This window comes from Streptomyces sp. CB02414 (assembly GCF_001905385.1).
Taxonomy (GTDB): domain Bacteria; phylum Actinomycetota; class Actinomycetes; order Streptomycetales; family Streptomycetaceae; genus Streptomyces.
In genome coordinates this window covers 1,279,805-1,295,640 of record NZ_LIPF01000001.1, presented here as the reverse complement: position 1 = coordinate 1,295,640, position 15,836 = coordinate 1,279,805, and the positions used below count along the sequence as shown (strand labels likewise).

Sequence of the window (15,836 nt, the reverse complement as noted above, 5' to 3'; positions counted from 1 at the left end):
TTCACCGGGCGGCCGGCGACCTCGTGCCGGTGCGGGGCGCGGCCGGCAGGCCGGCGGCGAAAAGCACCACCAGTTCGTGGAAACGGTAGAAGGGCCGCCCCATCAGGTCGACGCCGCACAGGTCGAGCAGCGCACCGTCCACGAGCTGCTCCAGCCACTGTTCCGCGGTCGCCTCCGTCATGCCCAGCATCCCGGCCGCCCGGTGCGCGGGGAACGGCTCGGCACCCATGCCGGCCAGCCGTACCAGGACCGTCCGCGCGGGCGACGGCAGTGCGTACAGCGACGCCAGCAAGGCCGCGCCGACGTCCATGCCGCCGTAGGAGAGTTCCCGCAGCCGGTTCTCCGGGGCCGCCATGCGCTGGGCGAGGCGGGCCACGGGCCAGAACGGGCGGGCGAGGAGACGGCTCCCGGCGATGCGCAGTGCCAACGGCAGTCCACCGCAGTGGCCGAGCAGTTCCCGCGTGGCGTCGGGCTCCGCGGCCAGCCGGGCCCGGCCCGTGACGCCGGCCAGCAGGTCGAGGGAGGCGGGGGCACCGAGCGGCGCGAGTGCCGTGGTGCGGGCGCCGATGACCTGGGTGAGCCTGGTGCGGCCGGTGATCAGCACCACGACGCCCTGGAGGCCCGCCAGCAACGGGTCGAGCAGTCGTCCCTCGGCCGCGCCGTCCAGCACCACCAGCAGTTGGCGCCCCGCGGTGCGGGCACGGAGCAGCCGCACGAGGTCCTCGCACTGCCTGCGGCCGCCCCGCCCGCCCGCGTCCGGTGCCGGCGTGTCACTCTCCTCGAGCGGCTCCCCGAGGTCGCGCAGCAGCCCGGCCAGGACGTCACCCGGCGAGCGGGGACGGCCGTTCGCCTCCGACAGCTCGGCCAGGAGCCGGCCGTCGGGGAAGTCCCCGGCCGCCGCGTGCGCGACGTGGACGGCCAGGGCGGTCTTGCCGACGCCGGCCATGCCCGTGATCAGGAGATGGCGCGGCCCCTGCCCGGCGACCGACTCCGCCAGCTGGGTGCGCAGCGTCCGGATCTCCGCGTCCCGGCCGGCGAGCTGCCCGGCGGCCGGGGGCAGCGTGGAGGGGGCGACGGGATCGGCCGGCTCCTCCCGCGCGGGCCGGGTGTCGCCGCCGGGGCCCGGCCCCCGGGTGCCCTTGAGGACGGCCGCGTAGGTCGCGCCGAGCGCCTCGCCGGGGTCGATGCCGAGCTGGTCGGCGAGGAGGCCGCGGCCCTCGTAGTAGCTCTGCAGGGCGTCGCTCTGCCGGCCGCTGCGGTAGAGGGCGGTCATCAGCTGGGCCCGGAGCTTCTCGCGCAGCGGGTGCTGGGCGACGAGACCGGTGAGTTCGGCGGTGAGCTGCTCGTGCCGGCCCAGCGCGAGGTCGGCCTCGATGCGGTTCTCCAGGGTGTGCATCCGGGCCTCCTCCAGCTGCGGCAGCTCCGCGTCGGCGAGGTGCTCGGTGACGTTGGCGAGGGCGGTGCCGCGCCAGTGCCCGAGGGCCTCGGCGAGCAGCGCCCCCGCCTCCTGGTGGCGGCGCTGCGCCAGCGCCGCCCGCCCGAGCCGGTCCAGCCGCTCGAACTCCAGCAGGTCCACGGCACTGTCGGGGGCCTGGAGCAGATAGCCGGGGGGTCTGCGCTCGATGCGCACCTCGTCGCCGAGGAGCTTGCGCAGCCGCGACATGTACGTGTAGATCTGGGCGCCGGACGTGGCCGGCGGTTCCCAGCCCCACAGCAGGAAGTTGAGTCTGCTGTCCGACACGACACGGCCCTTCGCGAGCAGCAGGGCCGCCAGTACCGTGTGAACCTTGGATCCGGAGAGCGGAATGTGTAGTCCGCCCCTGTGTGCTTCCACTGGGCCGAGGACTCGGAAGTCCATGCGACATCCCCCGTCTTGCATGTGCGGTCGATGTATCGCCACGAAGCTATGCGGGAGCCCTATTCTCGTGTTATCCGTTCGGTAACACCACGGCGCGCGACCGTAACGTCCGGGAACGGACGGTCGCCACCGGTCAGTCGTCGTCGACCGTCAGCTCACGGCCCAGGGACGCGGCGACCGCCTTGTGCACGTGCTTGCCGCCCTCGCCGTTGGTCAGCACCACGCAGCCGCTGCCGGAACGCAGCCGCAGCGAGACCAGCGCGCGGAACCCCGCGGTCTGCCCGCCGTGGCCGAACTCCGCCTCTCCCAGGGACCCGTCGACGACCGTGCCCAGGCCGTAGAAGCTGCCGGGGAACGCCTCGGTGAGCATCTGCGTGGCGAGCGCGGCCGGCAGCAGGTCGGAGCAGCCCAGGTGGGCCTGGCGGATCTCCGCGGCCAGCTGGGCGAGGTCGGCGGCGGTGGACCACAGTCCGCTGCCGGCCCGTACCGGCCGCACCCGGAAGCCGTCGAGCAGCGGCCGGCCGTGCCGGTCGTGTCCCGCCGCCCAGTCGTCCCGGGCGGAGAGCCCGTCGGCGGGGGGCGTGAAAGAGCTGTCCGCCATGCCGAGCGGTGCGAAGACCAGCTCCTGCGCCAGGTCGGCGAAGTCCTGCCCGGTGATGTCGGTCAGGAGCCGTTCGGCCAGCGCCCACTGGCTGCCGGCCTTGCGGAACAGGGTGCCCGGTTCGTGCTCGGCGCTCACGTCGTCGAGCACGGTGTCGAGCTTCGGCATCGGCTCCCCGGGCCGCCACCAGGTGGCGGCCGCACTGGAGAAGCCCGCCGTGTTCGACAGCAGGTGGCGCAGGGTCACGGCGGCTCCGCCGACGGTGCGGGGCACTCGCCGCCCGCTCAGATACCGGTCCAGGTCCGTGTCGAGGCCGAGGTCGCCGCGGGCGACGAGACGCAGGGCGGCGAACGCGGTGACCTGCTTGCTGATCGACCCTGCCTGGAAGCGGGTGCGCAGCGTCACCGGGAGCCCGGTCTCCGCGGACCGCTCCCCGTACACCTGCACACCCACCAGGTGCCCGTCCCGCAGCAGGGCCACAGCGGCGCCCGGCACCCGGTGCGCGGCCATGGTCCGGGGCAGGTCGACGGGCCCGCCCGACGGAGCCAGCGACGTCATGGCCGATTCCTCGCCTTCTCGTGTCTCTTCCGCTCCGGCCCCCTCGGCCGGAGCGCCGTCGAGGGCCCGCGCCAGGTCCTCCACGGTCTCGCTGTCCAGCAGCATCCGCAGGGTCAGGCCGAGCCCGGCCCGCCGCGCGGCGGCCATCACGTGCACGATCCGCATGGAGTCGGCACCCAGGTCCTGCAGCCGGTCCCGTACGCCGACGTCGGTCACGCCCAGCACCTGCGCGCAGATCTCCACCAGGTGCCGTTCGGTGGCGTCGCGGGGCGCCACGTAGGCGCGGTCCCCGGCGAGCGCGGCACGGCCGGGGACGGGCAGCGCGGCCCGGTCGACCTTGCCGGCCGGATTCAGCGGCAGCGCCGGCAGTGGGACCACGGCCGCGGGCACCATGTACGCGGGCAGGGCGGCGGCCAGCCGGTCCCGCAGCGCAGCCGGGTCCGGCTCCGCGCCGTCCGTCCCGACCACGTACGCCGCCAGCCACTTCTCGCCCTGGTCGTCGTCGCGGGCCACCACGGCGGCGTCGTGCACGTCCGGTCCGCCGCGCAGCACCTCCTCGATCTCGCCGAGCTCGATGCGGAACCCACGGATCTTGACCTGGTCGTCGATGCGCCCGAGGCAGTCCAGCTGCCCGTCGGACCGGAACCTGGCCAGGTCCCCGGTGCGGTACATGCGGGAGCCGGGCGGACCGCCGTACGGCTCCGGCAGGAACCGTTCCGCGGTGAGTCCCGGCCGGCCCACATAGCCGCGAGCCACTCCGGCGCCCGCGATGTACAGCTCGCCGGCCACCCCGACGGGCACCGGCCGCAGCCCGGAGTCGAGTACGTAGGCCCGGTAGTTGGGCAGCGGCCGGCCGATCGGAACCGACTCCGCGTCCGGCGCCAGGTCGGTGCCGGTGCACCAGACGGTGGCCTCCGTGGGCCCGTACAGGTTGCTCAGCCGGCCGACCCGGCCGACGAGTCGCCGCGCCAGCCCGGGCGGGCACTCCTCCCCGGTGGTGACCGCCACGACCGGCAGCCGGTCCATCCCCGCGGCCAGCAGCAGTTTCCAGCCGGCCGGGGTGGCCTGCACATGCGTGATCCCGGCGCTCTCCACCAGCCGCAGCTGCGCCACCGGGTCGTGGGCCTCCGCGTCGTCGGCGAGCACCACCCGGCCGCCGGTGACCAGGGGGAGGTACAGCTCGGCGGTCGACACGTCGAAGGCGAGCGAGGTGATGGCCAGCCAGCGGTGCTCCGGCCCCGAACGGTGCCACCGCCGCATCGAGAACAACATGTTCAGCAGCGCGTACTGGCCGATCTGCACGCCCTTGGGGCGCCCCGTGGAGCCGGAGGTGAACAGGGTGTACGCCAGCCGGTGGGTACGCGCGGGATCGTCCGGATCACGGTCGGCGGACCGGTCGGGCGGCGTCGCCGGACAGGCCGCGATCCGCTCGCGCTCCGCGTCCAGGTCGACGGTTTCGCCCTGCTGCCCGGGGCCGAGCAGCGCGGCGCTCCCGCCGTGCGTCACCGTCAGCCGCGCGCCCGCCGTCTCGCGCATGTAGCGCAGCCGCTCGGCGGGGAGCGCGGTGTCCAGCGGCAGATGCGATCCGCCCGCCTTCCAGATGCCGAGCAGGGCCGGCAGGGTGTCGGGGCTCCGCCGCAGCAGCACCCCGACCACCGACTCGGGACCCACCCCGGCCTCCCGCAGCCGGTGGGCGATCCGGTTGGCCCGCTCGTCGAGCTGCCGGTACGTGACGGTGTGCCCGCCCACCTGAACGGCGACGGCGTCGGGGGTGGCCGCGGCCTGCTCCTCGATCACCTCGTGGACGTAGCGTCTCATCCCCACTCCACCTCGGTGTCGTTGAAGTCGTCCAATACCTGGGCCAGTTCCGTGACGGACAGCAGCGAGGCGTGCACGTCGCCGTCCGGGTCGGTGGCCATGGCGTCCAGTACCGCCCGGTACATCCCCGCCACTCGCTCGGCGTTCGCCCGGTCGAGACCGGTGCTCACCGCGCGCAGCACCAGCCGGCCGGGCACATTGGCCACGGACAGCGTGAACTCGTTCGAGCTGTCACCTGCGCCGGCCTGCACGTCGACCGCGGTGCCGGCGGCCTGGTGGAAGTCCTGGTACCGGTACATCACGTCGAACAACCTCCTTCCGCCCGCCAGTTGCTGCACGGCCGGCAGCGGGTACCGCCGGTGCGGATACACCTCGGCCTCCCGGTCGAAGACCTGGCGCACCAGCTCCCGCCAGGTGCGTGCGGTCCGGTCGTGCGCGAAGGGCAGCGTGTTCAGGTACATGCCGAACACCCGTTCGCTGCCTGGCGCCTCGGGGCGGGCGCTGTAGACCACACCGGTGTGGAAGGCGTCCTCGCCGGTGACGGTGGCGAGCACCCTCAGGTGGGTGGCGAGCAGGACCGCCTTGAACGAGGTGTCGGTGGACCGGGCCAGCTCGCGCAGCGCCGGCTCGATGTCGCGGAAGTCCACGGACAGCTTGAAGTCCTCGCGCGGAGCGCCGTTCCCCGCGCCCCACTCCTGCGGCAGCCGGCACGGCGCGTACTCGTCGACGACGCCCTGCCAGTACGAACGGTCCTCGTCGGAGGAGAGGGCCTGCTGCTCGGCGGCGACGAAGTCGGCGTAACGCACGGCCACCGGCTCCGGTTCACCGGGCACTTCGCCGGCCGCGTACGCCTGGTACAGGTCGAGGACCTCCCGCAGCAGCGACTGCTGGCTCCAGCCCTCCGTGATGGCGTGGCAGTGGGTGAAGCCCAGGTGCCATGCCTCGTCCGACTCGACCAACGCGGCGAACCGCAGCAGTGGCGGCCGGTCCAGGTCGAACAGCGCGGCCCGCTCGGCGGCGATGTGCTCCTGCCGTGCCGCGGTGAACCCCTCGGCGTCCGTGCCACGCAGGTCCCGCACCACGACCCGCGGTTCGGCGGCCGGATGCACCACCTGCAACGGCACCGAGAAGCCCTCCAGGTCGAAGGAGGTCCGCAGCATCTCGTGCCGCTCCACCACGGTCCGTGCCGCGTGACGCAGGGCCTCGGCGTCGAAGGGACGCCCGTCGTTGATCCGGAACGTCGCCGTGTTGTGGTACTTGTGCAGCCCGTCGCCCGCGAGCATCTCGACCAGCATGCCGAGCTGCACCTTGGCGACCGGGTAGGCGTCGACGGTTCCGTCCGGGAGGCGGTTGCGGTCTTCGTCGCCGATGAGGGCGAACGGTTCCACCGGCTGGTGGGTGTCGGTGGTTTCGCTGCCGTTGGTGAGGGTGGCGGCGAGGTTGGCGACCGTGCGGTGTTGGAAGACGTCGCGTACGGCGGCTTCGAAGCCTTCGGCGCGTAGGGCGCCGACCAGGGCGATGGCCTTGATGGAGTGTCCGCCGAGGTCGAAAAAGTTGTCCTCGACACCGATCCGTTCGACGCCGAGTACCTTGCTCCAGATCGCGGCGATGCGTTCTTCGGCGGGGGTGCGGGGGGCGACGTAGGTGTCGGTCGTGGTGTCGTCGGGGTCGGGCAGGGCGCGGTGGTCGAGTTTGCCGTTGGCGGTGAGGGGGATCGCGTCCAGCTGTATGTAGTGGGACGGGATCATGTATTCGGGCAGTGCGTCGGTGAGGTCGGGGGTTTCGCCGACGATGTAGGCGATCAGCCGCTGGTCCTGTTCGGAGACGATGACTGCCGCGTCGGTGGTGCCGGGCTGGGCTACGAGTGCGGCGCGTACTTCGCCGAGTTCGATGCGGTAGCCGCGGATCTTGACCTGGTCGTCGATGCGGCCGAGGAATTCGACGGCTCCGTCGTGCCGCCAGCGGGCGAGGTCTCCGGTGCGGTACATCCGGCTGCCCGCCGGGCCGTGCGGGTCGGGCAGGAAGCGGCTCGCGGTGCGGGCCGGGTCTCCGGCATAGCCCCGGGCCACACCCTTGCCGCCCACGAACAGCTCACCGACCGCCCCGATGGGGACGGGCTGGAGGTGGGTGTCCAGGATGCGCATGGTCATGTTGGGCAGGGGGCGGCCGATGGGTACGACGCCGTCGAAGGCCTCCACGAGCGGGAAGACGCAGGTGCCGACGGTGGTCTCGGTGGGTCCGTATTCGTTGAGGACCTTTTCGTCGCCGAGGGTCTGGCGCCAGCGTTCGACCAGGGCGCCGGGGAGTGCTTCGCCGGCGACGACGACCTTGCCGGCCAGGGTGGAGATCTCGTCGTCTGTCAGTTGGCTGGAGAGGATTTCGAGGTGGCCGGGGGTGAGCTTGATGAAGGAGAAGGGTCCCGTTTTGGTCAGGGCCGATCCGAGGTCGGTGAGTTCGCCGTGGTGGAGCCAGGTGCGTTGTCCGGCGGCGAGGGGTGCCCAGAGGTTGGGGACGACGAGGTCGAAGGCGACGGACGAGAAGACGGGTGCGCCGCCGGTGCCGGCCGAGGTCAGTTCCCGTACGGCCCAGTCGACATGATTGACCAGGTTGCGGTGGGTGACCTGCACGCCCTTGGGGCGGCCCGTCGAGCCGGAGGTGAACACGGTGTAGGCGACCGAGTCCAGGTCCAGGGGCACGTCGGGGGCCGACTGGGGCAGGTGCGAGTAGTCGTCCTCGACCCGCACCGCCGGCACCTCGAACCGGTCGGCATACGCGGCGGACGTCACCGCCACCTGCACACCGGCGTCCGTGACCATGCCGGCGATCCGGCCGGCCGGGAGAACGGGGTCCATGGGGACGTAGCCGGCTCCCGCGCGCCAGACCGCGAGCAGTGCCACGATCAGGTCGGCCGACCGGTCCAGCAGGACCGCCACTGACGACTCGGGCCCCACGCCGGCCTCCCGCAGCCGGTGGGCCAGACGATTCGCGCGGGCGTCCAGCTCCGCGAACGACACCGCCTCACCGCCCGACTCCACCCCCACCGCGTCCGGGCGCCGCTCCACCTGCTCCGCGATCAACTCCGGCACGGAACGCTGCGGTACCGGCACCGTGGAGTCGTTCCAGGTGGTCAGTACTCGTTCGCGTTCGCCGGCCGGCAGGAAGGTCTCGCGGGCGTCGCCGTCCACGTCGGCGGCCATGGACTCCAGCACCGCCCGGTACATCGCCGCCAGCCGGTCCACCGCCGCCCGGCCGAGTACCGCCGGGTCCGCGGTGAGCAGCAGTCCGCTGCCCCGGGCGGCGACGGCCAGGCCGAACTCGGTGGCGCCCTCGCCGTCCCCGGAATCCGCGTCGACGAGCTCGCTGTCGGCCTGGGCGTCGGAGAGGTCGAGGTAGCTGAACCGGACGTCGAGAAGCCGCGTACCGTCGCCCAGCTCCCGCTGCATCACCGGCATGGGGAAGCGGCGGTGCGGCCACAGCTCGGTCTCCCGGTCGAAGACCTGGTGGATGAGTTCGGCCCAGGTTCGGGCACCGCGCCGGTAGGCGAAGGGCACCGTGTTGAGGTACATGCCGTAGACCCGCTCAGCGCCCTCGAGCTCGGGCCGGCCGCTGGAGACGAGGCCGGTGCAGAAGGAGTCCTCGGCCGTGAGCTGGCTCATCACCTTGAGGTGTGCCGCGTGCAGGACCGCCTTGAGCGAGGTGCTCGTGGTACGTGCCGCGGACTGCAGTGCCGTGGTGAGATCGGCGAGCGGCACCTTCACGGTCACCGCCTGGTCGGCGGGCTCGGCGTCGCCCCAGCCGGCCGGCAGTTCGAACTTGGCGTGGTCGGTGAGGAGGCCCCGCCAGTAGGAGCGGTCATCCTCGGAGTCGAGGGACGCCTGCTCCGCAGCGACGAAGTCCGCGTACCGGACTCCGGGCACCGTGGCCTCGCGCAGCTCCTCGCCGGCGCGCAGGCGCAGGTAGCCCTCGACGATGTCGCTGAGGAGGGTTCGATGGCTCCAGCCCTCCGTGATCGGGTGGCAGACGCTGACCGACAGCCACCATGCCTCGTCGGACTCGACCAGTGCCGAGACGCGGAGCAGCGGGGCCCGGTCGAGCTGGAAGGCGGTGGCCCGCTCGGTGATTATGTGGGCCCGGCGTGCCTCGGCCTGCTGCTCGAAGCTCTTGCCACGGAGATCGAGCACGGTGACGGGGAGTTCCGCCGTCGCATGGATCAGCTGAAGAGGCACCGAGAAGGCGTCGAGGTCGAAGGACGCCCTCAGCATCTCGTGCCGCTCCACCACGGATCGTCCGGCGCGACGGAGGGCGTCCACGTCGAACGGACGGCCGTCCTTGATCCGGAACGTCGTCGTGTTGTGGTACTTGTTCCGCCCGTCGTCGGCAAGCATCTCGACCAGCATGCCGAGCTGGACCTGTGCCAGCGGGTAGGCGTCGACGAGTCCGTCCGGGAGGCGGTTGCGGTCTTCGTCGCCGATGAGGGCGAACGGTTCCACCGGCTGGTGGGTGTCGGTGGTTTCGCCGCCGTTGGTGAGGGTGGCGGCGAGGTTGGCGACCGTGCGGTGTTGGAAGACGTCGCGTACGGCGGCTTCGAAGCCTTCGGCGCGCAGGGCGCCGACCAGGGCGATGGCCTTGATGGAGTGTCCGCCGAGGTCGAAGAAGTTGTCCTCGACTCCGATCCGTTCGACGCCGAGCACCTTGCTCCAGATCGCGGCGATGCGTTCTTCGGCGGGGGTGCGGGGGGCGACGTAGGTGTCGGTCGTGGTGTCGTCGGGGTCGGGCAGGGCGCGGTGGTCGAGTTTGCCGTTGGCGGTGAGGGGGATCGCGTCCAGCTGTATGTAGTGGGACGGGATCATGTATTCGGGCAGGGCGTCGGTCAGGTCGGGGGTTTCGCCGACGATGTAGGCGATCAGGCGTTGGTCTTGTTCGGAGACGATGACTGCCGCGTCGGTGACACCGGGCTGGGCTACGAGTGCGGCGCGTACTTCGCCGAGTTCGATGCGGTAGCCGCGGATCTTGACCTGGTCGTCGATGCGGCCGAGGAATTCGACGGCTCCGTCGTGCCGCCAGCGGGCGAGGTCTCCGGTGCGGTACATCCGGCTGCCCGCCGGGCCGTAGACGTCCGGGACGAACTTGTCCGCGGTGCGGGCCGGGTCTCCCACGTAGCCGCGGGCCACGCCGGCGCCGCCGACGAAGAGTTCACCCACCGCCCCTACGGGGACGGGCTGGAGCTGGGTGTCCAGGACGCGCATGGTCATGTTGGGCAGGGGGCGGCCGATGGGTACGACGCCGTCGAAGGCCTCAGCGAGCGGGAAGACGCAGGTGCCGACGGTGGTCTCGGTCGGCCCGTACTCGTTGAGGACCTTTTCGTCGCCGAGGGTCTGGCGCCAGCGTTCGACCAGGGCGCCCGGGAGTGCTTCGCCGGCGACGACGACCTTGCCGGCCAGGGTGGAGATCTCCTCGTCACTGACCTGACCCGAGAGAACTTCGAGGTGGCCGGGCGTGAGCTTGATGAAGGAGAAGGGGCCTGCGCCTGTCAGTGCGGAGCCCAGCTCGGTGAGTTCGCCGTGGTGGAGCCAGGTGCGTTGTCCGGCGGCGAGGGGTGCCCAGAGGTTGGGGACGACGAGGTCGAAGGCGACGGACGAGAAGACGGGTGCGCCGCCGGTGCCGGCCGAGGTCAGTTCCCGTACGGCCCAGTCGACATGATTGACCAGGTTGCGGTGGGTGACCTGCACGCCCTTGGGGCGGCCCGTCGAGCCGGAGGTGAACACGGTGTACGCCACCGAGTCCAGGTCCAGGGGCACGTCGGGGGCCGACTGGGGCAGGTGCGAGTAGTCGTCCTCGACCCGCACCGCCGGTACCTCGAACCGGTCGGCATACGTGGCGGAGGTGACCGCCACCTGCACGCCGGCGTCCGTGACCATGCCGGCGATGCGTCCAGCGGGCAGGACGGGGTCCATGGGGACGTAGCCGGCTCCCGCGCGCCAGACCGCGAGCAGTGCCACGATCAGGTCGGCCGACCGGTCCAGCAGGACCGCCACCGACGACTCGGGCCCCACGCCGGCCTCCCGCAGCCGGTGGGCCAGACGATTCGCGCGGGCGTCCAGCTCCGCGAACGACACCGTCTCACCGTCCGACTCGGCGGCCACCGCGTCCGGGCGCCGCTCGATCTGCTCGGCGATCAACTCCGGCACGGAACGCTGCGCAACCGCCACCCCGGAGTCGTTCCAGGTGGTCAGCACCCGCTCGCGTTCGCCGGCCGGCAGGAAGGTCTCGCGGGCGTCGCCGTCCACGTCGGCGGCCATGGACTCCAGCACCGCCCGGTACATCGCCGCCAGCCGGTCCACCGCCGCCCGGCCGAAGTGGTGCCGGTGGCCGGTGATCACCATGAAGCCCGCGCGGGTGGAGACGCCGAGCGGGAACTCGGTGGGGCTGTCGTCGATCGTGGCCGGGTAGTCGACGAGGTCCTGGTCGACCTGGCGGAAGTTCTGGTAGCTGAAACGGACGTTGACGAGGCGCTCGCCGTTGGTGAGTTCGCGCTGCATGGCGCCGAGGGGGTAGCGGCGGTGCGGCCAGACCTCGATCTCCTGGTCGAAGACCTGGCGCACCAGCTCCCGCCAGGTGCGGGCGCCGCGCCGGTGGGCGAACGGCAGCGGGTTGAGGTACACGCCGTAGACGCGTTCCGCGCCGGCCGCCTCCGGACGGGCGTTGGTGACGAGGCCGGTGAAGAACGCCTCTTCGGGGGTGAGCTGACTCATCACCTTGAGGTGCGCGGCGTGCAGGACGCTCTTGATCGGCACCTTGGCCTGCGTGGCGAGGGTGCGCAGGCCGGCCTCCAGGTCGTGGTAGGGGACCCAGGAGCGGTTGAGGCCGCGGGGGGTGGTGGCCGGATCGTCGCCGAGGCCGGAGGGGATCTCGAAGGGCGTGTGCTCGTCGAGGATGCCCCTCCAGTAGGCGCGGTCCTCCTCGGCGGCGAGGGATTCCAGTTCGGCGGCGACGAAGTCCGCGTATCGGATGTCGGGGATGTCCGCGTCGGGGACGGGCTCGTCGGCGCGCAGTGCGTGGTAGGTGGTGACGAGTTCCATCAGGAGGGAGTGGTGGCTCCATCCTTCGAGGACGGCGTGGCATTCGGTGAGGGTCAGCCACCAGGAGCCGTCGTCGCAGGCGTGCCCGGTGAAGCGGATCAGCGGGGCGCGGGTGAGGTCGAAGAGCTGGGTGCGCTCCTGGGCCATGTAGGCGCGCAGCGACGCTTCGACGGCGTCGGCGTCCAGTCCGGTGAGGTCCCGTGCGGCGACGGGGGAGGTCACGTCGGCGGCGGGGTGCACGAGCTGGAGCGGGAGGGAGTAGCCCTCGACGGCGAAACTGGACCGGAGGATCTCGTGGCGGGCCAGGACGGTGTCGACGGTCCGCTGGAGGACGTCCGGGTCGAGGGGGCGTTCGTCGAGAATCCGGAAGCAGGTTGAATTGTGGTAGTGGTTGCGGCCGTCGTCGGCGAGCATCTCCACGACCATGCCGAGCTGCACCTGGGCCAGCGGGTAGGCGTCCACCAGCCCCTCGGGGAGGCGGCCGCGGTCGTCCTCGCCGAGCAGGGCGAAGGGCGCGACGGGCTGCCGGGGGGCGGCGGGCGCGGGGCGGCCGGTGACGAAGGCGACGAGTTCGGCGGGCGTCCGGTGCTCGAAGACGTCTCGGACCGTGACGTCGTACTCGCTGCCCCGCAGGGCGCCGACCAGGGCGACGGCGCGCAGGGAGTCGCCGCCCAGGTCGAAGAAGTTGTCCTCGACGCCCACGGTCTCCACTCCGAGGACGTCGCGCCAGACGGCGACCATCTCCTCCTCGGCGGGCGTGCGCGGCGCCACGTGCACGGCGTCGACGCCGAGGGCGCTGCGGTCGGGGGCCGGCAGGGCGGCCTGGTCGAGCTTGCCGTTGACGGTGAGCGGGATGCGGCCGACGACGAGGAACGCGGCCGGGATCATGTAGTCGGGCAGCGTACGGGCGAGCAGGGCGCGCAGTTCGCTGGGCGCGGCGACGGCGTCGCCGGTGGGCACGACGTAGGCGATGAGGCGGCGGTCGCCGGGGGTGTCCTCGCGGGCGACGACCACGGCGTCGCGGACCCGGGGATGCGTGGTGAGCGCGGCCTTGATCTCGCCGAGTTCGATGCGGTGACCGCGGATCTTGACCTGGTGGTCGATGCGGCCCAGGTAGTCGAGGCTGCCGTCGGGACGCCGGGAGGCGAGGTCGCCGCTGCGGTAGAGGCGGGTGCCGGGGGTGCCGTACGGGTCGGGCACGAAACGTTCGGCGGTGAGGGCGGGGCGGCCGAGGTACATGAGGGCGACGCCGGGACCGCCGACGTGGATCTCGCCGGGCACGCCGACGGGCACGAGTTCGCCGTGCGGGCCGAGCAGGTGGACCTGGAGGTCGCGCAGCGGCACGCCGACCGGGTTGCCGGTCTCGGCGTCCAGGTCGGCCTCGGTGACGAGGTGGAAGGTGGTGTGGACGCAGGTCTCGGTGATGCCGTAGAGGTTGGCGATGGCGGTGACGTCCAGGCCGCGGCGCTCCACCCAGGGGCGCAGGGCGGGGATGTCGAGCCGCTCGCCGCCGAACGAGACCACGCGGACGGCGAGGTCGCCGATCAGGGGGTGGCCCTCGGCGGCCAGGGAGACCAGGCTGCGGAAGGCGGACGGGGTCTGGTTGAGGACGGTGACCTGCTGCTCGGCGAGCAGGCGCAGGAAGTCCTCCGGGGACCGGGAGACGTCCGGCGGTACGACGACGAGCCGGCCGCCGTGGGCGAGGGCGCCCCAGATCTCCCACACCGACATGTCGAAGGCGTACGAGTGGAACAGCGTCCACACGTCGTGCTCGCCGAAACCGAAGTGCTCCTCGGTGGCGGTGAACAGGCGCAGCACGTTGGTGTGGCTGAGACCGACGCCCTTGGGCCGGCCGGTGGAGCCGGAGGTGTAGATCGTGTAGATCAGGTCGCCGGGGGTGACGCCGGAGTCCGGGTCGTGGCTGGGGGCCGCGGCCAGCGCGGCGGCCTCGGCCGGGTCGTCGAGGACGACGAGCCGGCCCTCGGCGGCGTCGCGCAGGTGGGCGGTGTGCCCGGTGGAGGTGACGACGAGGTCGGCGCCCGCGTCGCGGAGCGTGTAGGCGATGCGGTCGGCGGGGTGCTCGGGGTCCAGCGGCAGGTAGCCGGCACCGGACTTGAGGACGCCGAGCAGGGCGGGCACCAGGTGCGGGCCGCGGTCGAGGGCGACGGCGACGAGGCGGCCGGGGGCGGCGCCGAGGGAGCGCAGATGGTGGGCGAGGCGGTTGGCGCGGGTGTTCAGCTCGGCGTAGGTGAGGCTTTCGGTGCCGCAGACCACGGCGACGGCGTCGGGGGTGGCGGCGGCGCGTTCCTCGACGAGCTGGTGGACGCAGCGGGTGGGCGCGTCGAAGGTGTGGACCTCGGGCAGCAGCACGGCGAGGTCGGCCTCGTCGAGCATGTCCAGGCGGGACAGGGGCCGGTCGGGGTCGGCCGCGGCGGACGCCAGGAGCCGTCGCAGGTGGCGGGCGAGGCGCTCGACGGTAGCCCGGTCGTAGAGGGCGGTGCTGTACTCCAGGGTGCCGGTGACGGAGCCGTCGTCGGCCTCGCGGAGCTGGAGGGTGAGGTCGAAGCGGGAGACCCGGGAGGTGGCGGTCAGGGGCTCGGTGTCGACGCCGGGCAGGGCGAAGCCGGTGGTGCGTTCGCGGTGCATGGTGAACGCGACCTGGCACAGCGGGGTGCGGGACATGTCCCGTGCCGGGGCCAGCTCGTCGACGAGCCGGGCGAAGGGGTACTCCTGGTGGTCGAAGGCGTCCAGGACGGTCTCCCGGGCGCCGGTGAGGAGCTGCCTGAAGGTCGGGTCGCCCTGCCACCGGCCGCGCAGGACCAGGGTGTTGATGCCGTAGCCGATGAGCCCTTCCAGCTCGGGCCGGTCGCGGCCGGAGACCACGGTGCCCACGGCGATGTCGTCGCGGCCGGTGTAGCGCGAGAGCAGGCCCTGATAGCCGGCCAGGAGGGTGTGGAAGAGGGTGGCTCCGTGCTCGGCGCCCAGGTCGCGCAGCGTGCCGGCCAGCGGGGCCGGCAGGTGGACGGGGACCGCGTCCCCGGCGTAGGACCGGGTGGAGGGGCGCCGACGGTCGGTCGGCACCTCCAGCGGGGTGAGGCCGGCGAGCCGGTCCCGCCAGTGGTCGAGCTGCCGGTCGAGTTCCCCGGAGCCGAGGCGGCGGCGCTGCCAGGCCGCGTAGTCGGCGTACTGCACGGGGAGCGGGGCGAGCGGCGAGGGCTCGTCGCGGCCGAACGCCTCGTAGAGTGCGGCCAGTTCGCCGAGGAACAGCCCCACGGACCACTCGTCGCAGGCCACGTGGTGGAAGACGACGACCAGCAGGTGGTCGTCCTCCGCGACGCGGATCAGCCGCGCCCGCAGCGGGGCGCCGTCGGCCAGGTCGAACGGGCGGCCCGGTTCGGCCTCGGCCAGCCGGCGGGCCCGCTCCTCGCGCTCGGCGGGGCTGCCGGTGCCGGTGAGGTCGTCGACGGGGAGGTCGAACCGGCCGGGAGGGTCGATCAGCTGGACCGGGTCGGTGCCGTCGAGGGCGTAGCGGGTGCGCAGGATCTCGTGGCGGGCCACCAGCTCCTCGAAGCCCCGGCGCAGTGGCTCGGCGGAGAGCCGGCCGCGCAGCCGCAGCGCCACGGGGACGCTGTACTCCCAGCTGTCCGGGTCGAGCCGGCTGAGGAACCACATCTGCTGCTGCCCGTGGGAGAGGGCGAGCGGGCCGTCGCGGTCGACGGGGGTGACGGCGGCCCGCCGGCCGCCGCGGCCCCCGGCGAGCCTGGCCCGCACCAGCTCCTCACGCCTGCTGTCGACCGATCCGCCGCCGCCGACCGATCCGCCGTCATCGACGGATCCGCCACCGTCGGCCGTTCCTTCGCTGTCGACCCGTCCGCCCGTGCGGACTTCGCCCGTGGTCATGCTGAGCGCCCCTCCCGACCTT

The 15,836-nt window shown here is 72.7% G+C and carries 3 protein-coding genes; all 3 read right to left on the bottom strand.

Features of this window, described 5'->3' with window-relative positions; all coding sequences use genetic code 11:
• Window position 1: 1 nt before the first annotated feature.
• A complete protein-coding gene (locus AMK11_RS05805) occupies window positions 2–1,741 on the bottom strand; it encodes an AfsR/SARP family transcriptional regulator (protein ID WP_241846895.1) in 1,740 nt (579 codons plus the stop codon).
• 250 nt (window positions 1,742–1,991) lie between these two features.
• Window positions 1,992–4,835: a non-ribosomal peptide synthetase gene (locus AMK11_RS05800; RefSeq protein ID WP_073723706.1), complete on the bottom strand. Its 2,844-nt coding sequence runs from the start codon at window positions 4,833–4,835 to the stop codon at window positions 1,992–1,994.
• A complete protein-coding gene (locus AMK11_RS05795; RefSeq protein WP_073723704.1) occupies window positions 4,832–15,814 on the bottom strand; it encodes a non-ribosomal peptide synthetase in 10,983 nt (3,660 codons plus the stop codon). The genes AMK11_RS05800 and AMK11_RS05795 overlap by 4 nt, the downstream gene beginning before the upstream one ends.
• Window positions 15,815–15,836 lie beyond the last annotated feature (22 nt).